Source organism: Porphyromonas crevioricanis, assembly GCF_900167225.1.
GTDB lineage: Bacteria > Bacteroidota > Bacteroidia > Bacteroidales > Porphyromonadaceae > Porphyromonas > Porphyromonas crevioricanis.
On sequence record NZ_FUXH01000003.1, the window covers coordinates 61283 to 88055 of the forward strand.

24 protein-coding genes and 1 tRNA gene are annotated in these 26773 nt (G+C 46.9%); 8 read left to right on the forward strand and 17 right to left on the reverse strand.

What is annotated here, in order from left to right; translation table 11 throughout:
* Window positions 1–18: 18 nt before the first annotated feature.
* Window positions 19–2088, forward strand: a complete 2070-nt coding sequence (locus tag B5D48_RS02430; RefSeq protein ID WP_023936319.1) for a serpin family protein — start codon at window positions 19–21, stop codon at window positions 2086–2088.
* A 154-nt stretch (window positions 2089–2242) separates the two neighbouring features.
* Here the strand turns inward: B5D48_RS02430 and B5D48_RS02435 are convergent, their stop codons facing one another.
* From B5D48_RS02435 to B5D48_RS02465, 7 genes are all read right to left on the reverse strand, one after another.
* Window positions 2243–2665, reverse strand: coding sequence for a DUF2752 domain-containing protein (locus tag B5D48_RS02435; RefSeq protein WP_078801659.1), 423 nt, complete (start codon window positions 2663–2665; stop codon window positions 2243–2245).
* 41 nt (window positions 2666–2706) lie between these two features.
* Window positions 2707–3063, reverse strand: coding sequence for a TM2 domain-containing protein (locus B5D48_RS02440; RefSeq protein ID WP_231968827.1), 357 nt, complete (start codon window positions 3061–3063; stop codon window positions 2707–2709).
* A gap of 277 nt (window positions 3064–3340) precedes the next feature.
* Complete coding sequence (locus tag B5D48_RS02445) at window positions 3341–3889, reverse strand: DJ-1 family glyoxalase III (RefSeq protein WP_023936311.1); 549 nt, start codon at window positions 3887–3889, stop codon at window positions 3341–3343.
* A 67-nt stretch (window positions 3890–3956) separates the two neighbouring features.
* Window positions 3957–4787 carry an energy transducer TonB family protein gene (locus B5D48_RS02450; RefSeq protein ID WP_023936309.1) on the reverse strand — a complete coding sequence of 277 codons (831 nt, stop codon included), beginning with the start codon at window positions 4785–4787 and terminating at the stop codon, window positions 3957–3959.
* Window positions 4788–4816: 29 nt separating this feature from the next.
* Window positions 4817–5233, reverse strand: coding sequence for an ExbD/TolR family protein (locus B5D48_RS02455; RefSeq protein WP_023936307.1), 417 nt, complete (start codon window positions 5231–5233; stop codon window positions 4817–4819).
* Window positions 5230–5937 carry a MotA/TolQ/ExbB proton channel family protein gene (locus tag B5D48_RS02460; protein ID WP_023936306.1) on the reverse strand — a complete coding sequence of 236 codons (708 nt, stop codon included), beginning with the start codon at window positions 5935–5937 and terminating at the stop codon, window positions 5230–5232. Before B5D48_RS02460 ends, B5D48_RS02455 begins: the two co-directional genes overlap by 4 nt.
* Before the next feature lie 66 nt (window positions 5938–6003).
* The gene (locus B5D48_RS02465; RefSeq protein ID WP_023936304.1) at window positions 6004–6726 is read right to left on the reverse strand and encodes a pyridoxine 5'-phosphate synthase; all 723 of its coding nucleotides are present in this window, start codon (window positions 6724–6726) and stop codon (window positions 6004–6006) included.
* 74 nt (window positions 6727–6800) lie between these two features.
* Here B5D48_RS02465 and B5D48_RS02470 point away from each other — a divergent pair, with 74 nt between their 5' ends.
* Window positions 6801–7661, forward strand: coding sequence for an NAD kinase (locus tag B5D48_RS02470; protein WP_023936302.1), 861 nt, complete (start codon window positions 6801–6803; stop codon window positions 7659–7661).
* A gap of 47 nt (window positions 7662–7708) precedes the next feature.
* On the opposite strand, the gene B5D48_RS02475 is transcribed toward B5D48_RS02470, so the two are convergent.
* The 5 genes from B5D48_RS02475 to B5D48_RS02490 all read right to left on the reverse strand — a co-directional run bounded on the left by B5D48_RS02475 (window position 7709) and on the right by B5D48_RS02490 (window position 14015).
* Window positions 7709–9010, reverse strand: coding sequence for a GDSL-type esterase/lipase family protein (locus tag B5D48_RS02475; RefSeq protein WP_036890028.1), 1302 nt, complete (start codon window positions 9008–9010; stop codon window positions 7709–7711).
* Window positions 8994–10430, reverse strand: a complete 1437-nt coding sequence (locus B5D48_RS09090; RefSeq protein WP_042120152.1) for an SGNH/GDSL hydrolase family protein — start codon at window positions 10428–10430, stop codon at window positions 8994–8996. The genes B5D48_RS02475 and B5D48_RS09090 overlap by 17 nt, the downstream gene beginning before the upstream one ends.
* Window positions 10431–10774: 344 nt before the next feature.
* Window positions 10775–10847, reverse strand: a tRNA-Thr gene (locus B5D48_RS02480).
* A 69-nt stretch (window positions 10848–10916) separates the two neighbouring features.
* Window positions 10917–11360, reverse strand: a complete 444-nt coding sequence (locus B5D48_RS02485; RefSeq protein WP_023936297.1) for a hypothetical protein — start codon at window positions 11358–11360, stop codon at window positions 10917–10919.
* Window positions 11361–11375: 15 nt separating this feature from the next.
* A complete protein-coding gene (locus tag B5D48_RS02490) occupies window positions 11376–14015 on the reverse strand; it encodes a valine--tRNA ligase (RefSeq protein ID WP_023936296.1) in 2640 nt (879 codons plus the stop codon).
* 139 nt (window positions 14016–14154) lie between these two features.
* On the opposite strand from B5D48_RS02490, the gene B5D48_RS02495 reads away from it, so the two are divergent.
* A complete protein-coding gene (locus B5D48_RS02495) occupies window positions 14155–14340 on the forward strand; it encodes a hypothetical protein (protein ID WP_023936295.1) in 186 nt (61 codons plus the stop codon).
* A 293-nt stretch (window positions 14341–14633) separates the two neighbouring features.
* Here the strand turns inward: B5D48_RS02495 and B5D48_RS02500 are convergent, their stop codons facing one another.
* The 5 genes from B5D48_RS02500 to B5D48_RS02520 are packed head-to-tail and all read right to left on the reverse strand — an operon-like array spanning window position 14634 to window position 20490.
* Window positions 14634–15593 (reverse strand): gliding motility protein GldB-related protein, encoded by a 960-nt coding sequence (locus B5D48_RS02500; RefSeq protein ID WP_023936293.1) that lies wholly within the window; start codon window positions 15591–15593, stop codon window positions 14634–14636.
* Window positions 15594–15631: 38 nt separating this feature from the next.
* Window positions 15632–17221, reverse strand: coding sequence for an asparagine synthase-related protein (locus tag B5D48_RS02505; protein WP_023936292.1), 1590 nt, complete (start codon window positions 17219–17221; stop codon window positions 15632–15634).
* A complete protein-coding gene (locus B5D48_RS02510; RefSeq protein ID WP_023936291.1) occupies window positions 17205–18470 on the reverse strand; it encodes a lipopolysaccharide biosynthesis protein in 1266 nt (421 codons plus the stop codon). Before B5D48_RS02510 ends, B5D48_RS02505 begins: the two co-directional genes overlap by 17 nt.
* A 2-nt stretch (window positions 18471–18472) precedes the next feature.
* Window positions 18473–19993, reverse strand: coding sequence for a lipopolysaccharide biosynthesis protein (locus tag B5D48_RS02515; RefSeq protein WP_023936290.1), 1521 nt, complete (start codon window positions 19991–19993; stop codon window positions 18473–18475).
* 8 nt (window positions 19994–20001) lie between these two features.
* A complete protein-coding gene (locus B5D48_RS02520; protein ID WP_023936288.1) occupies window positions 20002–20490 on the reverse strand; it encodes a hypothetical protein in 489 nt (162 codons plus the stop codon).
* Window positions 20491–20813: 323 nt separating this feature from the next.
* Here B5D48_RS02520 and B5D48_RS02525 point away from each other — a divergent pair, with 323 nt between their 5' ends.
* From B5D48_RS02525 to menA, 5 genes are all read left to right on the forward strand, one after another.
* Window positions 20814–21374 (forward strand): LemA family protein, encoded by a 561-nt coding sequence (locus B5D48_RS02525; protein WP_023936285.1) that lies wholly within the window; start codon window positions 20814–20816, stop codon window positions 21372–21374.
* A gap of 38 nt (window positions 21375–21412) precedes the next feature.
* Window positions 21413–23389: a DUF2207 domain-containing protein gene (locus B5D48_RS02530; RefSeq protein ID WP_262501281.1), complete on the forward strand. Its 1977-nt coding sequence runs from the start codon at window positions 21413–21415 to the stop codon at window positions 23387–23389.
* A gap of 154 nt (window positions 23390–23543) precedes the next feature.
* Window positions 23544–24260, forward strand: coding sequence for a cell division ATP-binding protein FtsE (locus B5D48_RS02535; protein ID WP_023936281.1), 717 nt, complete (start codon window positions 23544–23546; stop codon window positions 24258–24260).
* Window positions 24261–24282: 22 nt separating this feature from the next.
* Window positions 24283–25620 carry an aspartate kinase gene (locus B5D48_RS02540; RefSeq protein WP_023936279.1) on the forward strand — a complete coding sequence of 446 codons (1338 nt, stop codon included), beginning with the start codon at window positions 24283–24285 and terminating at the stop codon, window positions 25618–25620.
* Between the two features lies 1 nt (window position 25621).
* Window positions 25622–26506, forward strand: a complete 885-nt coding sequence (gene menA, locus B5D48_RS02545; RefSeq protein WP_023936277.1) for a 1,4-dihydroxy-2-naphthoate octaprenyltransferase — start codon at window positions 25622–25624, stop codon at window positions 26504–26506.
* The last annotated feature ends 267 nt before the right edge of the window (window positions 26507–26773 follow it).

The following is a 26773-nucleotide window of genomic DNA, read 5'->3' on the forward strand; positions in this document are numbered from 1 at the left end:
CTAAAAAGAATACCTGTCATGAAATCATTTATTTACCATCTGTTCGCCCTACCTATACTCCTAATAGGCCTGGCAGCCTGTAACAAAGACGATAATACGGAACTGGGGAAGGAACCAAACTCTCGTACCGTCTTGTCTCCCTGCAAGAAAACTATCGGAGAAAAACCGAAGAGCAATAATTACGATTTTCCGCAAGAGCTAATCACATTCTCCCCCCTCTCGTCCAAGCCTCAGCAAGAGTATTTCGTATACAATCATTTTGAACTTATGACACCCTGCGACTTAACTCGCCTTGACGTGAAAATACACACCAAAGGCAATAAGCTCTGGATTGAAGAAAAGATGCTGGACGGAGGGAATGTCAATTGTCTTTGCCCGAGAGATGTGGCCAAGATAGTACGCATCCCTGCCGGTGAGTATGAAATAATCCTCAATGAAAAAAGCCTGGGCACTCATCAATTGAGTAACACAGCCTCTACAATAATCAAGCTGGAAGATGTACAGCCCGTATTCGACATCAAATACATCCTGGGGGAACTCCCCTATCTCGGATTGACTGATAGGCCTTGGGTATTGGAGCATGTACGCATGGCAGAAAACATCATAGGAACCAGAGTCGAGTCGCCAAAAGAGAAAGATGGAGCACTAACTTTCGTAAACAAAACGGGCAAGTTTTTCTCCAAAGTGCACTATCTGACTACAGAAAAGGGAATCATACAAGCCAGACTCAAGGAAGATTTGTCTAAAGAGATGAAAGATGAGCTTATCCAGTTTATGCTTGGGAAAGGCTTCTCAATCTCGCCTACCACCCTCGAGGGGTACGACAAAACTTACATACACAATGCCTTCAAGGTTGCCATGCACTTCAAGAAGGATGGAGAAATACTTATCAATAAAAAGATCAGGATAGAGGGGACTCCGACAGAAAATTCTCAGCCAGTCTCCTTAGGGTTCGACAATCAACAAGCAAGGTATACAGAAGCTTGCAATGCAAAAGCCTGGAAGGACTTAGCCTCTTTGGCCGAGCTTTCTCCCAATGACAAAAACCTCATCTATAGCTACTACTCGATGATGCAACCTTGGGCAATGCTGCACAACGCGGCCAGCAATGATGGGATCCCGGAGATAGATTGCATCACAGCTATTCATCCTCCTCTGAACGAACAGTGGTACAATGAATATTGGGATTTGCTGAAAAGGAACTTCAATATCACCGATAGTGAGACAAGAATGAGTACAGCCAATACAATCTTCTCCTCTCATCTGGTCTCTCCCCTCCCCTCTTTCTTAGATGTATTGAAAGCCTACTACGACTGTGATCCACAGGTCGTGGACTTCTCTCAAAAGGAACAAACTGCGACACTCATCAACGAATGGGTCAAAGAGCATACTATGGAAATGATTCCCTCTTTCATATTGCCGGAAGAGCTCCAAGAGAATATGGTATCACTTCTCGTAAATGCTATCTACTTGAAAGCAAGTTGGAGTAAGGGATTGCACTTCGACGTTCAAAAGACTCAAGCCCGGCCTTTTGCCTCTCTCGGCAATATCCCGACAATGAATCAAAAAGCAGAGATGTGCTACTACCACTCTCAGCAAGGCTTTTCGTCTGTCTCCTTACCTCTCGGGAACGGCTCTTTCGAAGCTATATTCATCCTCCCAGACAATGGAGAATCCCCTCTTTCCATAGCTAAACAAATCGCAAATACCCCTCATCTTTCTCTATCCGGACACATGACGGAAGTAGATCTATATCTGCCTAAGTTCAAGGTGATAGCCTCATCTCCTCTAAATAAGATGTACAAAAGAGACCATGGCAAACTCTATAAGAAAGAGGGTTTATTCTTGCGAGGCTGGAATAACCCTAGATTTGTGGTATCGCAGGTGACTCAGAAGTGTATCGTATCAGTGGATGAAAAGGGGGCAGAAGCTGCTGCTGCAAGCGCAATAACAATAGAACCGACAGCTGTCGAACCACAAGATCCCATTACATTGCACTTCGACAGACCTTTCCTCTTTCTTATCAGGCATACGGAAAGTCAAATGCACCTCTTCTCTGGTATTATTTACAGACCAGAGTGGAAGTAACAGAAACCTGTTTTCAGTCCTTACTAACACACCAACTTTGCCAAGGGGTTATGTCATAAATGATTTTATGGCATAGCCTCTTTTTTGTCGAAACAGGTAAGTATAAGTTGAAGAAAGAGGTTTTACAGAAAAAAAGAAGAAAGGCAAGTGGAGATCAATCCATAAGAATGATATTCCGAATCCCATTGGCAATCACAAGCAGAATCAAGAAGGCTAATCCCCATGGAGGTATTCTCCTGCGATTCGGATGCCAGAACTCCGATCCTGAGAGCAGATAGAAAAGATAGAAAAGAGAAGAGAATAGTAAGTAAAAAGCAAAGAGCACAGCCAAGGGATTCATCTCTACAGCAGCAAACCAATCACCTTGGAGCAACAAGCGTAATGCACGCAAGGTACCACAACCGGGGCAAGGATAGCCCGTAAGCTGTCGGATGGGACAATGTAAAGGTTGGGACTCCCAAAAAAATATAACCGGCAACAGGCCTATGGGTAAAAACAAAAACCACCGCCTCCCCATGCGATGACATAGAGAAGCGATGGTCGAAAAAAATCTACCAGATCTGACGAACTTAGACATAAGACAAACAAAGCCCAGTGGTCAGAAATCCCGAATACCCTTTAGAGTAAGTTTATGGCCTCATGAATTCTCTTCATATTGGCTTCACGGGTAGCATCAGTAATCAAGAACAAATCGATAATAGCCCAAATACCACAGCCACCGAAAGTAAGCAGCTTAGCTACGCCGAGCCCCACTTGTCCGAGCATAAAACGATCTATACCGAGGGTTCCAGCAAAGATTGATACAATCAGCAACGTAGTAGGGTCTTTCATCTCTACTGCCTGAAGTTGAATGATCTGAGAATCACTCATATCTTCCAACCGCTTTCTCAAAGAAGGAATTTCATGTGAGGGTAAATACTTCGATACAGAAATGATGTACGCATTGAGCATATCAGAACTCATAATTTTTGTCATATTTGTGTCTTCCGGCTCCGGCGAAGACTTTTTACTATTGAGCTAAGAGAGTCGCGAAGCCACCTTCATATCAGCCGACCCTAATACTACACGAATGGAGGAAAGACCAATGCAATAGGACGCTCCCTTTTTTACTTCTTATCGGGAAAATACTTTTTAATTTCTGTTTGAGAGGCGGAGGTGATAATTATTTGACATCTCCATGGGGAGCGAAATTATACGATCCGATCTAAAGATACAAGTCTTTTAATACTTTCCCTTCGGAGTACACAAGAGACTACTGAAACAACATGCCCGAAGCAACTTCTTTGGCTCTTGCTTCTCCAGCCAACCGCTTCACGATAGCCAAAGCAAATGAGGCCGCAAAAGCTGGCCCCTTACCTGTGATGACATGGCCGTCTTCTGCCACTCCCTGTGTAGAAATACGAGCATCTATAAGACGCTCCTCAAAGCCGGGATAACAAGTCATCTCTCGTCCTTTCGAGATACCCAATGCCCCCAAAACCATGGGAGCAGCGCAGATTGCAGCCAAGAGACGACCTGCTTCATGCTGCCTAACCAGTGCTTCTCTCAATTTTACACAATCCATCAGATTGGCAGCTCCTGGCATTCCTCCAGGAAGAACAAGGCAGGCGGCATCGTCGAGAGTAACATCATTGATAAGAGTGTCGGCCTCAACAGCAACTTCATGTGCTCCAATCACCTTACGATCCGCATGTACAGATACTGTACATACGGGCAATTCTGCACGACGAAGGATGTCGATCACGGAGAGGGCTTCAATCTCTTCAAACCCGTTGGCTAAGAATACGAATACTTGATTCATGGCTAAATGTATTTTGTGGTTTTGTCTTTTTCTTTCTGCATCTCGGTTCCTCTATTCGGAACAAATCTCAACGCAAATCATAACGATAGGTAATAGTTCCTCGCTGATTCGGAGCATTCGATACGGCATTGAAGCGTGTACGCCTGGCTGCATCTCTGGCAGAAGAACGCATCCCTGCATCGGCAATATTCGTTCCAGCGGGATCAATCCATGCATTTACTACACCCCCCGAAGCATCCACTTCTATACCAACTCGAATGGTTCCTCGTATGGCACTGGCATAGGTGGGACGGACCGGTTGCCCTCCATTGCCAGCAATGGTGCGCCCACTGAGGGCATAGGAGTCACCACTACCATGTATACTGCCCTGGTTACCTATTCCCTTAACATCGGCTCCCTGACTTTCACTCTTATTTCGACCTCGTCCAAAAGCTCCTGCTACATCCTGCCCTATCTGCCGTTCGGCTCGTTTGCGAGCCTCTTCTGCCTGTTGGGCTCTTATGGCTTCTTGGCGAGCCTCTCGACGTCTGCGCTCAGCCTCCTCGGCAGCTCGCCTTCGTTCTACCTCGGCAGCATCAATCTTTGGGGCCTCATTCCGAGTCATTGTATTGATAGGAGGTTGCTTAACTCTGGCCCTTCGATGGCTCTTAGGTGATGTATTCTTGGAGGCAGATGGTGGCATAGGGGTTTCTTTCTCCTGCACATTCCCTCGTGCAGGCTCCTCTTGCCCCTGTGTCATCTCTGATGTTGTGCCATAATTGATGAGCACCAGCTCTACCAACTCGGTACGAGGAGGAGTGGAGGAAATATGTATCAACATCAGCACCCCCAAAGCCAAGGCATGCAACCCCAGCGTGACAAGAAGAGATACGATTCGCTGTCGATCAATGGATTTCATGGTGTTCCAACTTAATCACACTCCCTCGACTAAATGTCCGCGACCTTGGTTGCCAACATGATGCGCACGTTGGCTCTCGAAGCCAGCGTTACCACCTTTATCACCTCTTTGTATGGTACAGATTCATCTGCATAAATTGCCATATACACATCCGGATCTACAGCCTGATATTCGGCCAGTTTGGCCGGTATATCTTCGAACAAGATCTCTTCCTCTTGATGCTGACCGTAGGCTAAAAAATAGTGCAGGTCGGGTGTGAGGGTAAGGCGAAGCACCTCCTTACTTGCAGAAGCCTGCTTGTCAGAAGCCGGTAGATTAACCTTGATGATGTTGGGAACAACGAAAGTGGAGGTAATCATAAAAAAGATAAGCAGCAGGAAGATCACGTCTGTCATAGAAGCCATGCTGAAAGACGGGCTGCTGCCAGAACGTCTGCGCAGACTCATACTCGCTCATTGATTAAATCCATAAACTCCAAAGTCTTTGTCTCCATTTTGTTCACAACCTTGTCCGTGAGGGCAACTAAATAGTTATAGCCAAAAAGGACAATGATCCCCACAATAAGTCCTCCAACAGTCGTGACCAAAGCTTGGTAAATACCACCGGCTAACATGCTTATATCTGCCCCTCCGGCAGCAGCACTGGACATATTGTAGAAAGACTCTATCATACCCGTTACGGTACCCAAAAAGCCTATCATGGGAGCTACAGCAGCTATCGATGCTAGTACAGGCATTCCGTTCTCCAACTTACCAACCTCGATGTTCCCGACATTCTCTATCGCAACGAGAATATCGTTCATCGGACGCCCCAGTCGGCTCAATCCCTTCTCGATCATACGCGCAGAAGGAGTATTCGTACTCTGGCAAAGGTTAATAGCGGAGTCTAACTTCCCATCGTGGAGGTAGTCCTTTATACGTTCCATAAAGGCATCTCCCTCCTTACCGGCAGCATGTATCTGCAGCAACTTACGAACAAAGAGATAAATGGCTATTACAGACAGCGCAAGCAGGATATATATAATGGGACCTCCATATTGAGCCAACTCCCAGAAAGAGGGAGGCGATACGGGTTCTGCTGTGGCAGGAGAGGAAATTGTACGTACAATGGTATCTGTTACCGGGTTTTCTATTTGAAGCAATGGTATCATATGCCGTATATTCTGCGTTTAGGTGATATAATTTTCTTAAATGGCAAACAAGGAAGGGGATATGCCTTAGGCTTTCGCTTTCAGGCAGCTTAGATAAGCAGCAATTGTCCTCTCCAGCCCCATGTAGAGGGCATCGGCTATCAAAGCATGCCCTATGGAGACCTCTTCGAGCTGCCCGAGGGATTGGGCAAAGAAGGCAAGATTATCCAAATTCAAATCGTGACCGGCATTGACAGCCAACCCCAATTTGTGAGCATGGGCTGCGGCCTGCACAAAAGGAGCCACAGCAGTGTCTCTGTCTTGATGATAGGCCGAAGCATATGGCTCCGTATATAGCTCGATGCGATCCGTACCGGTCTCTCTGGCTGCAGAGATTGTAGGCAAAGAAGTGCCCACAAAGATTGATGTACGTACCCCTAAGCCATGAAAATGATCAATCAAAGATTTCAGGTGATCGAAATGTTTCTCCACATCCCAACCGGCATTACTTGTCAGCACTCCGGGTGCATCGGGCACCAGAGTTACCTGCGTGGGGTGTGCTCTCTCTATCAACTTGATAAAACGATCATCAGGATTTCCCTCGATATTAAATTCGGTAGTAAGATGTTCATTCAGCTCCAACACATCGCTATAACGAATATGTCTCTCGTCCGGTCTGGGGTGTACCGTGATTCCCTCCGCTCCGAACCGCTCGCAATCGAGCGCGACTTGTAACACATTGGGGACATCCCCTCCCCTGGCATTACGCAGTGTAGCTATTTTATTGACGTTTACACTCAGTCTTGTCATCGGTTTGATATATATTTGCTTGTCGCAAAGGTAGTTTATTATCGATACAAGATAAAACAGTTGGTATAGGCCTTATGGAAATAGCAGTTTTTGGGAGCCAACATAAAGTAGATCAGGCAGAAAACATCGTACACTTCATCTGTCAACTGTCCCAAATAGCCAAACTCAGTGTGGAGAGACAGTTCTATGGCTTCATCCGTCGTAGTCTGGGGCTCAAAATAGAATGCAATATCTTGGACGAAGAGACACTTCCTACAGCCAACTATGTGGTATCCATAGGAGGAGACGGCACATTCCTAAGAGCGGCCCGTTATATCGGAGCTACAGAAATACCTATCTGGGGGATCAACTCCGGCAGGCTGGGTTTCCTAACTGATGCCGACTGCTCAGAAGCTATTGGGCTTATTGATAAACTAGTAGAAGGTATATTTGAGTTGGAGAGCCGCTCCATTTTGCAGATCGAGGTAGGAGACCATTACATCGGCCATGCCCTCAACGAAGCTGCTATCATGAAACGGGAAACCGGCTCTATCATTACCATTGACACCTATCTCGGGGATGACTATCTGGCAGCCTACGATGCCGATGGCTTGATCATAGCCACACCAACCGGATCTACAGCCTATTCTCTCTCTGTCAATGGTCCTCTTATCATGCCTCACTCTCAAGATTTTGTTCTCTCCCCCATTGCTCCGCATACACTAAATATGCGTCCACTGGTAGTACCGGACAACACAATCATATCCATGACGGTGAGCTCTCGCAGCGACAGTTTCCTACTCTCTTTGGACGGCAAAGCTTCCCCTTTCGACTGTGGAGAGCCAATACGCATACGAAAAGCAGACTATAGTATCCGCCTGATGAAAGTTGCCAACCACTCCTTTGCCGACACCTTGCGCAAAAAATTGATGTGGGGAGCTGCCGTGCGCAGTTGAGCTATTGGCCCCAAGAGAGAGAGAGAGAGAGAGAAGAAAGAGAGCTTTCAATCCTTCTCGGATAGGCTCTTGTTCTTGCCCTGCATGGCCTTTTCTACAACAGGCTCAAGCTCCTTGAGTATCAAACGCCCCTGACGCTGATAACCCTCAACGGTAAAGTGCACCTTGTCAGCTCCATACAAACCTTCTTCGGTCCAGCGCAAAGCCCCATCATTTCCTCCCATCATTTCATGCAGATCAATGCACACGATGCCACGCTCCTGACAATAGCTGCGCATAGCTTTGGCCGCTTTGAGAGTATTGTCATTAGGCTCTACTTGAGTGCGGTAGACCGGCACACGGCGATAGCGAGCCTTCTTACCACGACCTCGACGCACTCTCTTACTACCAGCCTTGAGCCGAGTCGTCCGGAAGAAAGGAGGAGGAGTTGTGAATACAATTTGAGCCTGAGGACAATACTCCTGCAATAGTGTGACTAAGCGATCTAAAGAGGATAAGTAAACCTCCTCGTTGAAATTTCGCCCTGTACACTCATTGGTTCCCAAAGAAACGAGTACGATGTTTGGCCTAAGAGAGGCGAGCCCTTGCATATACACATCACTGGCATACTGATCCATCACAGCTCCATTAAGCCCAATTTCGTGGTAAAAGATTTTCCTTTTCTTGGTCTCTGTCAGCTCCAAGACAAAGCCACTGTAGCCGGTATCCTCTCCAAAGACCACTGTGGAGTTGGGGATGAGACGCAGAGAAGAAGTCGGGATGTCCAAGAGCAGCGTATCTACAACCATATCGCTCCGTTGCTGGGATGGCAGCAGGGTATAGCCGGTATTGCTTCCCGGTTTGAGAGGAGTCGCATGATAACTCCGATGCACATATACTCGATCGAACTGCTCCGTATTTTTCAGAGACAGAGAGAGATTGAAGTTTTGGGCAGCAGGACGCAGTAAAATACCGGATGGTCCCACGGCCTGTGGAGTTCTGTTCTGCTGTGTAATGAGTTTGTAGTGCCAACGAGACGGGCTAGCCTGCACACTGTAATCGGTTGGCTGATTGCTCCCATACAATTTGTAAGGGCTAATCCACCCACGTCCTGCCGATCCGAAGCGTTGTTGCAACTCTTTGCGTAAGAGCCCACTCATATGCCCGGCCTGCACATGACTATCTCCTATATGTACCAACACAAAGGCTTGATTACGAGAAGCTCCTATATCGAGTCTTGTGGTCGTATCATCAGACAGCATAGCAGCCTCGGATCTGCCGGCCCACAAACGAAGCCAACACTCCGGTAGGGCAAGAAGCCCTACAAGAAGACAAGAGATGATAAGTTTCCATCTATTCGATAGCATCATAGTATTTCTTCTCCAGTTCAAACGCACGTACAAAAGCTTCAGCAATCTTCTTGCCTCCGGCAAAACTGATATGCGTATAATCTTTGGCAGCCTGCCCCTGCGCAACCATGCGTACCATACTGCCATCCCCTCCCATTGCCAAAAAGGTATTCCAGAATACAATACCGCTGTCCATGGCGATACGCCGTTGGGCTGCGAGCAAACGATGAATGGCAGGCATTGTCACAAAACCCTCGGTACTCCTCTGTGCCCTATCCGATACCCCCATGAGCATAATGTCGGATCCGGGAAAACATTTCCTCAGATGTGCTACAACAGAGAGCATCTGCTTGTAATAATTGTCGTAATTGAGCTGTTTGGCATTAGCTACGTTAAGACCATATTGCAGCACAATCAGGTCATAAGGTCTGAGAGAACAAAGAGAAGATGAAGTAGCAACATCTATTTTACTTAAAGCCAAACCGCTATTTCCTCTGAGGGAGAAGTTATCTACGCTGATCCCATCGGAATGCTCTAAACTCATTCCCAAAATACTCAAGCCATCGGAGGCCGGCACCGAGAGGCGTACACGTTTGGTGTTCCCCTGCCAACGGTATTCACCTACTCCTCCTTCGGTGGGGCGCAGATCGACTACAACTGTACTATCCCCTACAGTTTTGAGAGAAACAGTAGAGCCTCTCTCTGCCTGATAATACAAAGAAATACGGGTAGCCATATGGATAGAAGAGCTATCACCCGGCAATTTGTAGCTCACGGAAGATCCTCCTTGCTGTGGCAAAAAGTAATATCCGGATAAATTGTGCTTTCCCTTGGAATGGAGCATATTCATCGTTTTCCAGCCGGAGAACTGGTGGGAGATAGTACTCCTAAAACCAGCTACCTGACTTGTAATAGGCATCCAGCCAACTCCTCCTCCTCCGTATTTGCGCTGGAGCATCTTCCTCAAATGAGCTGTAAATATGTCTCCCTCAATGAAAGAATCCCCAAGCACAGCTATACGTACAGGTCTGCCCAAAGAGCTACCGGATCTGAGTGAGGAGAAGAGTCTCTTAAGCCCCGTATGCGAAGGGCTGTAATCCTCAAACAAAGCCAGGGTAGAATCCGACGGATTTTGCTTCCGCAGATGCTGATAAACAGAATCTCTCATCGCCAAACTGTCTCGAACCGGAAAGCCGGCTTCTTCCTGCGGTTGACGTTCGGACTGCTTTCTGCGTCTCTCCATGAAATCTGCAGAAAGCATACTCTGCCGAGCCAATTCAGTTTGACTGCTATCATCCTCGACTCGTAAGTCGGACAATAAATCAACCTTTTTGATTTGCCATGAGCCGACTTGCTCGGGAAGGAAATACAACGCTACAGTGGCTAAGGCTACTACCAACAAGAGAAGCCAAAGGCGGAGCATATAGTTTTTTCTACGCATCTGTATATCCTACAACAAGAATGAAGTCCTGCGAATGTACACACAATCAAGAGAATAAATTCTCCTTAACGGGCAGCAATATACCCCTCTAAATGAAAGGAACTATTATCATGGTGTAGCATAGTCGCTACTCCATCTTCCGGTTTGTTCATATACCTTAAGTACATACTCTCCGCCCTCTAAGTCTCAAAGGTTTCGCATGGTTATTGCTTTCTGCGAAATCTCGCAAAGAAGACTATCCGCACCTCTTCCTTCCTCTGTTTTTATTGATAAAAAACTGCGCCGTCAGGAGAAAAAGCCCGAACGACGCAGCCAAACACATTAACAACAATCTTTTAGCCAAGAGCCGAAAGCCGGACTCGAACCGGCGACCTATTCATTACGAATGAATTGCTCTACCAACTGAGCTATTTCGGCAGCCACCCACAAAAAGGGGCACAAAAGGTACCCTCCCTGCAAGGCGGTTGCAAAGGTATTAACTATATTCTAATCTGCAAGCAATTCTGATATAAACTTGTCCAGCTCTTCACTATAGCCCTTGAGCAAGGGGTCATCTATACGTACGATAGCACCATCTATGAAAAGAAGCTCCTCTATCAAACTAAAATCATCATGGACCAACTGCACCGAGAAAGGCTGATCGAAACAAGATTGTTCAAAATACTCCTCCTGCTGCAAATCCTGCACAATACCTCTAAGTTGGCCTATAATCCGCTCATCCGGTTCAGTAGCTCCTTCCTCGATCCAGCTGAAAATCACCTTTGAGGCCAAGAGGCTGTCGCCATCGCCATACACTTGCAACTCCCCAGTGGCACGATCCACCTGCAAGAAGAGGTCGTGCAGCACCAAGGCTGACTGCTTGCTCTCCAGCATACTGGGGATTTGCCTAAAAAGATCCTTGATGATAGAGATTTCTTTTCCTTGTTCCATGCTTATTTCTGCCTTTTAGATATTTTTCAGTGCCTGTATGCTTTGCTCTATCGTGCGAATACGGGCTTCTGCATCGGCCTTTTTCTTGTTCTCCAACTCCACGACTGCCGCAGGGGCATTCTGCACAAATCGCTCATTGCTCAGCTTCTTCATCACCGAAGAAAGGAATTTTTGTTGATATTCCAAGTCGGCTTGGAGCTTAGCCAGCTCACCCTCTACATCCACAGACTTGGTGATGGGCAAAGCGTAATTCAACGTACCGACCAGAAAACTCACAGCTCCCTCCGAAGGATGCTCCATCGGACGTATTTCCGATAGATTAGCGAGCTTAGCGACAATACTATCCAAACAGCTGTCGTGTGCAGGCTCGACCTCCAATACCAATAATTCTTTTGGGGGGATATTCTTGCCAAGTCTCACAGAGCGTATGCCAGCTACAACCTCCAGCATATGGGCGAAGGAAACCAAAAAGGCTTCGTCCGGCTCGATTGGATCTGCGATCACGGCCTTCATAATGCTAATTTCTTTTGCCGAGGTATTGCCTTCGGAATTCAAATGCTGCCACACTTCCTCGGTAATGAAAGGCATAAATGGATGGAGCAACTCCAGAAGTTCTACAAAGAAAACTTTTGTTTCGGCCAATGTAGCCGAGTCGATCGGACTACCGTACGCCGGCTTCACAATCTCCAGGAAACGACCGGAGAAGTCATCCCAAAACAGCTTGTACAGCAGGGTCAAAGCCTCACTCAATCGGTACTTGGCAAACAGGTCTTCCAACTCTATTTTCACTGCATCGATACGCATCCGCATCCAACGGCAGCCCAGTAAAGCATATTCGGGCCTCGGTGTCTCATCCGATGATTGCCAAAGAGAAACCAGACGGAAAGCATTCCAAATCTTATTGCAAAAGTTTCGTCCCTGTTCACAAAGAGCCTCATCGAAGAAAATATCATTACCGGCCGGAGCTGCCATCATCATTCCCATGCGGACGCCATCCGCTCCATACTTGTCTATCAAATCCAGAGGATCGGGGGAGTTGCCCAAAGTTTTGGACATCTTACGTCCCTTATCATCCCGCACAATGCCCGTAAGATATACGTGTCTGAAAGGCATATCCCCCATGTATTCGTATCCGGCCATGATCATGCGAGCAACCCAGAAGAAGAGTATATCCGGGCCTGTTACCAAACAAGAGGTAGGATAGTAGTAGCGCAACTCTTCATTGGGTTCGCCGGGGACATGTCCGAAAACGGATATTGGCCAAAGCCACGAAGAAAACCATGTGTCGAGACTGTCTTCTTCCTGTCTCAAGTCAGAGATCTGCAAATCGGCCTTTCCTTGCTCACGGCGAGCCAACTCCAGAGCTTCCTCTGCCGTGGCAGCCACAACAAAGCTACCGTCCGGCAAATAATAGGCTGGGATACGATGTCCCCACCATAGCTGTCGACTGATACACCAATCCTTGATATTCTCCATCCAGTGGCGATAGGTGTTTTTGAACTTTGCCGGATGCAGCTGTATCTTATCGCTCATGACAGCCTCCAAAGCAGGGACAGCCATTTTTTGCATAGAGAGAAACCATTGCATGGAGAGCTTGGGTTCTATAGCCACATCGGTACGTTCGCTGTACCCTACCTTATTAGTGTAATCCTCTACTTTCTCCACCAAGCCCTCCGCTTGCAGATCTTCCACGATCTGCCGGCGCACGGCAAAGCGATCCATCCCTGCATACTTACCTCCGTATTCGTTGAGGGTGCCATTGTCATTGAATATGTCTATAGATGCCAGCCGGTGTTTTTGTCCAAGGTTGTAGTCATTGATATCATGGGCTGGCGTAACCTTGAGACAACCCGTCCCGAAGCTAATATCTACATATTCATCCTCGATAATGGGCACAGCTCTCCCTTGCCCTGGGACAATGACTTCTTTGCCTTTCAACCAACCGTATCGCTCATCGGTCGGGTTGATACACACAGCCGTATCGCCCATGATCGTTTCCGGTCTGGTAGTAGCCACCACAATGTATTTCTGAGGATCATCTTGCAAATGATAACGCAGGTAGTAGAGTTTGCCATGTGTCTCTTTGTAGACAACCTCTTCGTCGCTCAGAGCCGTAAGGGCTTGCGGATCCCAATTCACCACACGAACACCTCTATATATGAGTCCCTTGCGGTAGAGGTCTACAAAAACGTCTATTACCGATTGTGAACGCTCCTCATCCATAGTAAAAGCAGTACGGCTCCAATCGCAGGATGCTCCGAGACGCTTGAGTTGCTCCAAAATAATACCTCCGTGCGTGTGTGTCCAATCCCATACATGCTCCAGAAACTCCTCCCTGGTCAAGTCGGTTTTCTTGATACCCTGTGCAGCCAACTTGGCCACGACCTTGGCTTCCGTGGCAATTGAGGCATGATCTGTACCGGGTACCCACAGGGCATTGTAGCCTTTCATCCGAGCCCGGCGTACCAATATATCTTGTATGGTATTGTTCAACATATGCCCCATGTGCAAGACGCCTGTTACGTTGGGGGGAGGGATCACCAGGGAGAAGGCTGGCCGAGTATCCGGTTTAGACCCAAACAAATGATGCTCTTGCCAAAACTTATACCACTTATCCTCCACCTCTCGCGGTGTGTATTTAGAAGCTAATTCCATTGTTGATATGCCTTATATTAATGTAGACCCAGCCCGATCGTAGAGCTTTTCCGAGCAAAGGTAAGAACAAATGCAAAATGAGACAGTTACACGCCCCGGTAAAAAGCTGTTTCAGTAGCCTTCTGCCGGACTTTACAGAATGCAGCAATCAGGGAAAGACACTGATATGGAGAGTGAAGGGAACGTATTCCGGATAAGAATTCAAAATCCGAATGTCAACAACAGTGTAGTCAATGTGGCATGGAGCGAGGAGTTCATCTACTTTATTCTCGGTAGGTACAACCACAAAACAGTTACCACGGCTTTCACGGAGCATGACATGTAATGAATCGGCACAATGAAAGTATTAACACAAACACCACACAATTAAGGCGAGAACATTCTTTTATAAAGATCTAAGTGTCTCCTCTTTTTGATGCCAATAAACACCATTGAGGAGCAAAATAAAATTGTCTGGGGAGAGAGCGAAAATTCTCTCCTGAGAAAAAAATCGCTAGCTCCTGTGTTAGCAAAATTTCTCTCAGGAGAGAATTTCGACCCCTCCAGAACGCCCTATTCATCGGCATTTTGAGGAGAGGTAAAAAAGCTCTCAAAAAGCAATTTTATCTCTGTCTACCACTACAACTTTTTGTAATACTTATAGGCCAACCACGGACCAATCAGACGTGGAGCTTCCTTGGGTAAAGCAGCCCCTTGTGGCAGGTCGGTAAAATACTTGTCGATCACGACAGGTGCCGTAGAGTCGAACTCTCCTCTCTCTTTGGCGTTGCGCAGCAGGTGTTTCTTATTCTCCTTCAGCCACTGCCATTCAGAAAGAGTAAAACCAAATAGCTCGGCTTCACTACGCCAGGGAAAAGCCTTGTGCATCAGGGTATAGATCTTTCCCCAATAAAGGAACTTGTCTCTCAAGCTAAGGGCTTGCTCTCGTGGCTCAGGATACTCGGATATCAACCATCCCAATACAGCATCCACTGCTACATGCTCAATATCGGAGCGTCCCTGTTGCCAAGGAGAAAAATAAGTCCGGTAGAGCGAATAGTTTTTGCCTAAATAGAAGTCCAGAGCTACTGAGAGAAAACCCTCCGCTACTACTATTCGCTGATGAAAGCCGGAAACATGGGTATACAGCACTTCCGGCAAAGGCATTTGCGGACGTATCTTATGCAATCGTCTCATGGCCGACACAATCTCCTTGTGTACGAGCGTCAGTTGCTCGCGGGTATAGACTCTCTGCACATCTTCAGCCAAACGGAGCAATGCCGGGTGAGCATAACGCTCACCCACAGCGGGGAACAAGCCTGCACTGTCTATCTTCTCGCCTATCCCCAAGACTCCTCTGCCGATAAGCTCCACTACATGTCTATGTTGCTGCAACTCGGGTGAAATCTCATGGCCTCCCCCTCCCTGTCGGCTGAATTCGTACAGCAAACTATCCAAACGAAACAACGGTGGATTATACTTCGGGGCTGCCTGCAAAGCCAGAGAAGTGAGCCACAGCAAACTGACAAGCAAAAAGGGGAAAAAAAGTGATACTGCGTACTGCAATCGCTCGGGGAAATGATCTTTCACTGCTTTCATTCCAAAATCTTCATTTAGAGGTCTGGGATTCTTCTATCTCACAGTAGAGCCCGGCCGTTCTGCAAACTCAAGAGCCACCAGGCAAAGGACAATCCGTTGGCCGTTGTGGGTCTATAGTGAGTCTCGGCTTTCACCTGCTCCAAGATACGCCCCTTCATCAAGAGATCGAATCCGATACAATCACCTTTCCATAATCGGTTGCGCCTAAGCAACCAAGAGGACAGAAAAGGGCGTATGCGCCGCTTCAGTCTGGCTTCAAAGCGATTGAACAGCTCCAGAGAACGTGTATCCGAAGGCAGGGAGACATCACAGCGACGAAAATACTCATCTGTCACTTCTTCGTATAGACGTTTGCACCACCTGTATTCAAGGGGAAGACTATGCATCAAATTGATCAGGTCACGATCAAGAAAGGGCATCCAGACCGGGAAACCAAAATACTGCCAAGATCGGGAAGAGTTGATATAGTATTTTGCGGCAATCTCTCTATTTCGGAACATTTCAAAATACTCGACTGTGTCAAGGCCCTCCGGATAGGTAGCAATTATAGATTCCAAACGTGACAGCAAAAGGCGGTTTTCCTGTCTGCTTAGTAGGCGGTTGCCACTTTCGTGACGAGATAGGAAACGTATGAACTCTGCTTTGTTTGCTGCTCGCAAGAATATCGAATAAAAAAGATTGTCCCCCCCCAATATATCGCCATTATGACCGGGCAAAACGGTAGGCAACCTACCTTCATTCTCTTGAGACAGGAGAAGAGCCGGATAATACTCGGCAAAGAAATAGCCCGAACCCAAGCCACTTACATAGCGTAAGAAACGCATTGCTTCAGGATCTTCGGTGTAAGAGCTTTCTCCATATTCGGGTGGCAGACTGGAGAGGAAACGGTGCGGGAAGCCTAATCGACGTGCTACAACTCCAGCTTTGACTGCATCGGGGATACTGCAGTCACGACCATAGGAAAAACACTCGACCTCTTGTATTCCGTTCAGCTTCAGAGCAACGGCTATCATTCTGGAGTCTCGCCCTCCTGTCAATGGCAGAAGCAAATGTTCTCCTTCCACAACCCGGCACATTCGCTCCATTGCCTTGTCGATGGCTTGGGCGACCTCTCTCTTGGCCGAATTGTAGTCCAACAACTTCTTCTCCGGCAAAAGACAAAATCCCGTATCGTAGCGAGACACGAATTCCTCTCCGGAAGAAGAGATACAAACAGCACAGCCAGCCTCCACTCGCTTGATGTGCGGATGGAGCGTATTGGAGAAAGAAGTAAATCCCCAGCGAGAGAAGAAAACTTCTTCCTCCCAGTCGGGACAAACAGTGGTCTCCTGCGGTAGAAGCAAATCGAAACCATTATCGCTGACAAACAACTCTCCGCCTACCAGACGATAATAAAGAGAATAGGTTGTCCTATGATCTACAGCCAAATAAACTCCACAAGGACGGTTCAAAACGGCTCGCCAAGAACCATTGAGCCGATTACAACACTCGGCAAACCCTTCGAGATCGCAAAAAGAGGAGAAGTGCTTGCTCAGAGTTTGCCCTCTGAGTAGGCAATCCTTAGTATCGAAAGCAACGCCCTCGACCCAATCTTCGGTCTGCAACTGTCGTTTATAGAAGAGCTTCATATCGGTAGACCAGTCTCAGCAGGACAAGGAGATAGAGCAGTTGTTCCACAGCCATGCAAAGAAAATAGAAAGGAACAAAGGAATGAAAATCAAAGAAGGAGAGACCAACCAAGAGAACTAACAACTCAAAACACAACATCAAGAGCTGTGCGTACATATTCAATCGCTGACGGCCAAAAATATCCGGTAAGACATTTAACACCGAAGCCGGGAAATTGAAGATCAGCATAGGCAGCATCCAGCAGATCACGTAGGCAGAGAGAGCCCATTTGTCTCCGACAAGCCATACCACCATCGGCTCCAATATCAGCGAAAGCAAAAAGGCACTTGGCAATGCGACTACAAACCATCTGCCGAGTAGCTCCTTCACCCTGTCTTTGATAGACGATCCTTGCGACACTTCGGACGACAAGTGCTGGAAATAGACACGGCTCAAATTATCCCCCACAATCTGGAGTGGTCTGCGTGCCAGCATCACAGCCATAGTAACAATACCGACCTCTGTAAAAGAGAAAGATAAGGGCATCAGCATCAACAACAGAGATCCCAACAGCGTATCGATACCTCCCTGGATGATCCCATAGCGGGGAAACTTGCAAAACTTGCGAGCCACGCATTTGAGATCTGCCCATTTGTCCCGAAGCGAAAGATCCACTCCCTTGCCTCTGCCCCTGAGAGACAGCAAGCCAAGCAACAAAGAGCCCAAAGAAGCAGCAAGAAGCCCCCACACAGAGGGAGAGAGCCAACCAAAGAAGACTTTCCCAAAGCTATTACCAAGCCCCAAAGTAGCCTGAGCCAGAGAAAGGCGTGTATAAGACTTAAGCCGCAATCTGTACATCGAATAACTGTTGTACAAAGACTGCAGCAAAACAAACAATGGGATCAGAAGAAGATAAGAGTGAAGCTCCCGGTAAGAGGTATGTCCAATGAACATATTGAGTATAAAAGCCGGCAACAGCAACAAAAGGTAAGAAGAAATATTGAGTAGCAGACTCAAACGAAAAAGAAGAGAGGCATCTCGATCTCCATCTGCCACTACGATAGCATGTTCGTATCTCCCTCCTGCGATAATAGATAGAAAGCCACCCCAGCTAAGGAAAAGTCCCAGAGTGCCCAACTGTACTTGACTATACTGTCGCCCCACAATCATGAGTAACAGCAAAGAGACTACTTGCACCAGCCCTCCCGAGAAAATGAGTTTGAGGCTGTCTCTGGCTATGCTATGCTGTGCGAACCACTTCCGAGACATCTCTATCTCTTTCTATTATTGAAACGAGGCAAACTACGACTCAAACGAGAAGGGAGTAAACTTGGGTCCAAATCTCGGTATACAAAAACGAGCAAAAAAAGCAGTAGGAATATCGTATTCAAAAGCATTGCCCACACAGGTCTGTACGAAAAGACATATTCGATCCCCTGCATTGCAGAGAAAAAAGCAATGGACAGAAGGGCGTACAGACCGGCATTACCCAATTGATACGGCACTCTATAGTAATGCCTACCTACCGCATAGCTCGCCAGCATCATTGTTCCATTGCTCACTACCGAAGCCCAGGCACAAGCCATAAAACCATATCGGGGTACTCCCCACACGATAATCAATACCGTAATCAGACACCCCAGCAGAGAAAAGATAGCTCCCCAGTAGGTACGGTCTGTGACTTTGTACCAAGTAGAGATATTGAAATAGATACCAAAAAAGATCTCCCCGATCATTACCCATGGCACCACGGCAAGCCCTCCGTGATAGCTCTGTGCCACGAAATTTTTCAGCAAGTCCATATAGGCGGTCACACCCAGAAAGACAAAGAGGGTAAAGATGATGTAGTACTTCATGACTTCGGCATAGGCCTTGCGCTCACGCTCGTCTTCACCCTTCTTCTTGTTGAAGATAAAAGGCTCATAAGCGTAGCGAAACGCCTGTGTACACATCACCATCACCACGGCTATTTTGAAACAGGCTCCATAGATCCCCAACTGAGCATCCGCCTCAGCTCGATTGGTAAGAATGAGAGGGAAGAGTATCTTGTCTGCCACCTTATTGAAATTGCCGGCTATCCCCAAGAGTAGTATGGGGAAAGCATAACCCAGCATACGCCGCAACAAGTCTTTCCGAAAAGCGAAACCCGTACGACAGTAAGGCAAGCTCAACAGTAAAACAATGCCGGAGGCTATCAGATTAGACACGAAAATATATCCGACCTGATAACTGGGTTCATACCACCAATCAAGCAAGGAGGGCGCAACCCTCAGCAGCCAAGGGCAAAGCAGCAGGAAGAAAAGATTCAGGCCGATATTTAGGCCAATAAATGTGAATTTGAGAGCGGCAAAACGCCATGGTCTATTGGCATAGCGCAAATAAGCAAAAGGAATAGCCATGAAGGCATCCATGGCGACTATCACTATCAACATTGCCACACAATCCCACCTATCCGGATACCCCAAAGCTGTACTGATAGGCCCGATGAAAAGTAGCCCTACCAGTACAAAGAGAGAAGAAGTAGAGCCAAGACTCCAAAGTGTGGTAGAGTAGACTGAGCGAGGATCGTCGTCCTTGTTCATATAACGGAAAAAGGCTGTCTCCATACCATAGGTGAGAATAATCAGCAACAAGGCTGTCCAGGCGTAAAGGTTGGTGACAATGCCGTATTCTGCCGTAGTAGACAAGACGCGGGTGTACATAGGCACCAGCATCCAGTTGAGAAAGCGACCGGCGATACTGGAAAGACCGTATACAGCCGTGTCTTTTACAAGGGAACGAATCGTGGCCATAGATGATTTTATTCCTCCTGTGAAGTTGCGGGATTCTCGATGCGATAGTTAATAACAGTCTTGTGTCCCTTTTTGTCTGTGATCATTACCAGCTCGTCCAGATTTACCGCATACATCCAAAAACGCCCATACTTGGAGTTGGCAAACAGCCCTGTAAATCCCATAAATCCTGCGGACCCAAACAAACGGACACAACTCCAAACACTATTGAACGGAGGTATCGGCTCAATTTTCACCTCATCTTTTTGGAACATCAGAGGCCATCCCACACGCTTGACCACAATCCGGTCGGCATAGTCTTCTACACAGAGAGGCATCAACAGAGCAAAATAGCCAAGAGATAAGAGAGATAGGGCTATTAGTATGGTGATCCAGATACTCTGATCAAAAGCAGCAGTTGCCAATAAAATGATAAAAACGACCCATATAACAATTGTAAGCAACACTTCCCAACGATAATGCTTAAAACGCATCCTCCGACAGTTTTCCTGCTTCATGACTGATAATCTTTAATTAACCTCCGGGATTTACCGGTTTTTCCGATCTGCTACAAAGGTAAATAAATCAAGGAGCCAAAGACGAGAGAGATGGCTAAGCTGCCTTATTGCAACTGTCCGGGCGACCTTTTTTCGGTAGAGAAATATGGGTGTATAGTTTTATGCAATAATCTCAAGGTTTTTCTACTTTTGCCTCGGGACAACCCTATGGAAGCACACCCAAAAAGACCTTGAGGGCATGGTCCTTTACCACAAATACGAATAGGAGTTGGACAAGCTGAGATATTTTTTCTTTTTTGTCGAAATTATCAAAATACAAATCAATGAATATCATCGTTATCTGTGTTATTTTGGGAGTCTTGCTCTTGACTCTGATCTATGGGGTTTCTATTTTCAACAAACTCGTCCGCAGCAAGATGCTTGTGGAAGAGGCTTGGAGTGCTATTGATGTCCAGCTAAAAAAACGCTACGACCTCGTCCCCAATCTGGTTAATACGGTCAAAGGCTATGCTACCCATGAGAAAAGTACTTTCGAAGCTGTAATCTCGGCCAGGAGTCAGGCTATGAGTGCTGACTCTCCGGAAGCCCATCAAGAAGCAGAAAATACCCTGAGTAGGACACTCAGGAGTCTTTTTGCTGTTGCTGAGAGCTATCCTGAACTGAAAGCCGATCGTGCATTCCTTTCTCTACAAGACTCTCTCAATCAAATCGAATTGGATCTGGAGAAATCTCGCCGCTATTACAATGGAACAGCCAGAGACCGCAATGTATTGATACAGTCTTTTCCCAGTAACATCATTGCCGGAATGTTTTCTCACAAACCGGCTCCTTTCTTCGAATTGGATACTCAAGAGGAAAGACATGCTCCTGTAGTGAGTTTCTGACAGGTCGGAGAAAAGCCGTCACGAATATGAAGGATGCAATGAGGAGGTACTCGCTTCTTCTGCTTCTTGCTCTGTTGTCTGTGTGGAGCATACAAGCGGCAGAAGAGTCCGAAATAAATGACATAGGAGGAGAAACAGAGCAGATCTACCGTTTCCACGCCGATCTGCATATAGATACCAAAGGGCATCTGACCGTAACGGAAACGATTCGGATTTATGCAAAAGGAGACACTTTCAAACGAGGAATAGTGCGATCTCTACCCACGATACGGAACATCAATGGGAGCACCATCCGTGTAGGCTACGACGTCCTCTCTGTGAAAAAGAATGGGCAGGAGGAAAATTACCTCACCAAATCTGGCAACATAGCAGAAACCTATGACATATATGTGGGGGAAGAAGATGTGTTGCTTTCACCAGGCGTGTATGAGTATGAAATTACCTACAAGACGACAAACCAAATTGGGTTCTTCGATCAATATGATGAGATATATTGGAACGTGAACGGCTTCGGCTGGTCATTGGGGATGGCACACGTAAGTGCAACAGTATTCCTGCCGAGAGGAGCTGAGGCTATGCAAAATAGCTGCTACACAGGGGAGTTAGGATCTACAGCCTCCGACTGCCGGTCTCAACTAATGGATAACGGAGCAATGTACTTCGAGGCCAATCATCTAAGAGAGGGGGAAAACCTCACTATTGCTGTAGGCTTCACCAAAGGGATCATCCAATATTCGCTATGGGACAAGATCATGGGGCCTTACAGAAACTATATCTTTTCTTCTTTATTTTCTCTGCTCTTCTTCCTCTTCTTGTTTATCAGCTGGCGGATCTATGGACGTGACCCCAAGAAAGGTACCGTCTACCCTCTGTACTCCCCTCCATATAACCTTTCTCCCGGAGCTATCAGCTGTGCCGTAGACAAAAGGAACCTCCCCAGAGCCATCTCTGCTGCTATCACCAACCTCTGCGTAAAGGGCTACATCAACATATCCGAAACACGGGAAGGAGGGCTTTTCAAGAAGAGACAGGTCATGCTACTGCGGACTGACAAAGAAGAAGAACTCAATTTACCGAAGGAGGAAAAGCTAATTCTGTCTTCTCTCTTTTTTTCAAGCGATTCTTTTTCTTTCTCTTCTAAGCCATCCTCCTCACTGTTCAAGATATTCACGTCCTTTGGAGAAAAGGTTTTCGAGAAGCAGAGATATCTTGTCGATGAGAATATGGGATCGGGTTGGCGTACAACAGCTATCTTCCTGTGGATTGTTTGGTTCTTTATTGATATCAGTTATTTATCACGCATTTCCTGGCCCTTTCTCTTCCATTCTATCTGCTTCAGTATCATCTTCCTGATCTTGGCATCCATTATCTCTCGCATCTTTGGGTACCGCTACACACCAAAGAAGTATGTCTATGATCGGATCTTTGTCTTTGGTTTGGTTCTATATTGTGGCATTGCTGCATATTGGTCGAACATCCCACTGTGGAATGTTGTCATCAACGAGATCAATATAGCAATGCTTTGTACTTACTGTCTTCTGATCGGACGACGCTCGAAAGAGTACAGAGAGCTGCTCACGCAGATAGAGGGGTTTAAGATGTATTTGGGTACCGCCGAGAGAAATCAATTGGAAGCATTCAACCCGCCAAAGGTCACTCCAGCCGTGTTTGAGCAATACCTCCCCTATGCCATAGCTCTCGATATAGCCGATGTTTGGGGCAAGCATTTCCAGTCTCTCCTCCAGAAAAGCAATATATCGGAGACTGACCAGCCCGCCTTCACATGGGCTATTAACGGACGCAGATTCTCCTCTGCCGATATCCCTTTGCTACTCTCTTTGGTCAGCAATATCAATTCATCTGTCTACAGTGCCTCTCTCTCATCCCCAAATAGCAGCGGTGGCAGAACCTATAGCAGGGGAATAGGAGGAGGTAGCAGTAGTAGCTACAGTGGCTCCGGAGGAGGTGGATTTTCCGGAGGGGGTGGTGGCGGAGGTGGCGGAGGTGGCTGGTAATCCCCAGCTGCTCAAGCCCGACAGAAACAGTTCCTCCTAATGGGCAAAGCTGACTCTTCGGATCCACCACTGCCTTGGAGTAAATGCCTATCTTTGCGGTATCGTCTTGTGGGATAAGACGCTATCGACATTTGTTTACTCTCCGAATAAAGATATGGAAGACAAAGAGCCTATTGTAAACCTCAAAGGGGTTTGTATATGCAGGGACGAGAATGTAATCCTTAGCAATTTTGACTTGCAAATAGAGCCTGGGGGATTCGTGTACATATCTGGGCCAGTAGGCTCAGGTAAAAGTTCGCTTCTGCGTTCTCTCTATGCAGAAATCCCTATCAGTGAAGGCCAGGCCCAAGTAGTAGGCTTCGATCTTAGACAAATTAAACGCTCCAGGCTCTGTCTGTTACGCAGGCAGATTGGGATTGTTTTTCAAGATTTTCAGCTACTGTACCACCTTACTGCCGAAGAAAACTTGGATATTGTCTTGCGAGCTATCAGCGTGAAACGAAAATCCGACCGCCAAAAACGCATCGCAGAGGTATTGGAGCAGGTAGGTATGGGCAACAAAGGGTACAAACGCCCACATGAATTATCCGGTGGAGAGCAACAGCGAATTGCTATCGCTCGTGCCCTACTCGGACATCCCAAACTGATCTTGGCAGATGAACCCACAGGTAATCTCGACGCTCAGACTGGCTTGGAGATCACTCGCCTGCTCCAACGAATGGCTGCCCGAGAAGGAGCTGCCGTACTGATGGCAACGCACAACAGACAGGTGATGGAGCAACTCCCTGCACGACACATCAGCCTTCAAACTCAAAGAGGAGCCTTCGGACTTACCTCCAATGAAGACAAGACAAAGACACCAGAAGAGTAAAGTTTATTTTTAAGATTGCAGATTGAAAGTACTCAAATTTGGAGGCACATCGGTAGCCTCGGCCGAAAGAATATCTAATGTAGCTCAGCTAATTAGTACCGGCAGTAAGCCTGTACTTGTGGTGCTATCGGCAATGGCTGGCACAACCAATACTCTCGTTGAGATAGCTCGCCTTTTGCTCCAACGCAAACCTCAAGAGGCAGCCGCTATCATAGAAAATCTCTACGAAAAATACCAGACTGAACTGCAGCTTCTCTTCCCTCGAGAGGGAAGCCGTCGCATAGCTCAAGCAGCAGTGGAATGTTCTTTTGCGCTGATGCGAGAGATGTGCGAGCGAGAGAACTTTTCTCTCTTTGAAGAAAAAAGAATCTTGGCACAGGGAGAGCTTATGAGTACAGCCATGATGCTTCGACATTTGCAAGATATGGGCAAAAAAGCAGTGATCATACCGGCTCTGGATTTCATGAAAACAGATAAGAATGCCGAACCAGATCTCCCCTATATCACTTCTCATCTGCGCCCTTTGGTACAAACAGCTCCCGGTGATACCGAAATATATATTACCGAAGGGTATATCTGCCTCAACGCTTACAATCGGGTAGACAACCTTCGACGAGGAGGGAGCGACTACACCGCTTCGCTAGCCGGAGTGGCTATTGGGGCAGAAGAAATACAGATATGGACAGATATAGATGGTCTGCACAACAATGACCCCAGGTTTGTAGATAAAACAGCTCCGGTACGCCGTCTACACTTCGATGAGGCTTCCGAACTGGCTTATTTCGGAGCCAAGATACTGCACCCAACCTGTATTCAACCAGCTCGAGAACACAATATCCCGGTACGACTGCTCGACACACTCAACCCTTCTCTCCCCGGCACCTTTATTTCCCTCGATACGGAAAAAGATGTAATCAAGGCTGTTTCTGCCAAGGATGGGATTATCGCCATAAAGGTGAAAAGCAACCATAAGCTGGTTTCCTGGCATTTTCTCAGACGTGTCTTTGAGGTCTTTGAGCGGTATGCAGTAGTGGTAGATATGGTGACGACCAGCGAAGTGGGTATATCCTTAACTATCGACAACGACGAAAAACTTCCTGAAATACAACGAGAGCTGGAAGAACTCGGCTCCATCTCCGTAGAGCGCGGACTAACTATCATCTGTGTCGTAGGAGATATGAAATCCGACAATATTGGCTTCGAAGCCCGTATAGTAGAAGCCATCAGGACATTCCCTGTGCGGATGATTTCCTATGGCGGAAGCGATTACAATATGACAGTCTTGATTCGTGAGAGCGACAAACGAGAAGTGTTGGTAGCCCTCTCGGAACACCTTTTTTCGACAACTAAATCATCTTAGGATGGTCCATCCAGCCCTTTCTTCTCACTTTTCTCCATGGCTGAAATTAATTCGACCATATACGCTAACTGCCTCACTCAGCCCTGTCCTACTAGCTGTAATCTACGCCATCAAAGAAGGGTACTTTCGTCCTACAGAGTCCCTACTTTGTTTGGCTGTCGCTGTGTTGGCACAAATAGCTAGTAATATAGCAAATGAATACTTCGATTATGTAAACGAATCCGACTCCAAAGAGAGCTTGGGCCCCAATCATCCTTTATCTCAGGGATGGCTCAACAAGACTCAAGTGCTTTGGGCCTTAGGGCTGAGCGTTCTGCTTACAATAGCAGCCGGTATAGTACTTGTTTTTATGCACGGTGCAATGTATATCTTGGTTGGCTTGAGTGTTTGTCTGGGCCTTTTTGCATACAGTGCAGGTCCTTGGCCACTATCTAAGCACGGGCTCGGAGATATAGCGGTGTTCATTTTCTATGGTTTGATACCTACATACTTTACCTACCATCTCCAATCGGGAAAATCCGATCCTGGCATCTGGTTACTATCTGGTGCCATGGGGTTTATGTCCACGTGTATTTTGGTGGTAAATAACTACCGCGACTACGAAGAAGACAAAGTCAAAGGCAAGCGTACCAGTATAGTCCTCATGGGCAAAAAGTCTGGTCCTAAACTTTACCTGTTTTGCTTTGTTTCAGCCATTGGCCTACTCTTCCCCTTCTACAGTTTGCCGGGGCTGGTTGTCCTATTCCCCTATGTACTCTTCTTTGCCAAAAATTATAGAGCTCTACTTCGTCTATCGGGACGAAAACTCAATATCGTACTCGCCCATACTGCTATCATGGTTTTTCTGTTTGTACCAGTATGCACTCTTCTACTCTTTTTATCTTAGGTCAGCAAACTTATCCACCCTCCTTTCTCCCATTAAATTACACTTAGGGTACACTCAGGACTGAAGTCTAAAAATCATCCTTTCAAGATAAAAAACGAGACAACGCCAGCAGCAAAATATCTCTGTATTCTTTGTGATAAAGGGTCTTGCAAAGAATCATTCAAAAAGGCCATCGCATATCAAACAAGTATCCTTGTTTTTGCAGCAAACTATTCTCCATCTATTTTTTTTTCTACCTTTGCCTCCGGTAGGCCTCTGTCAAGGCTT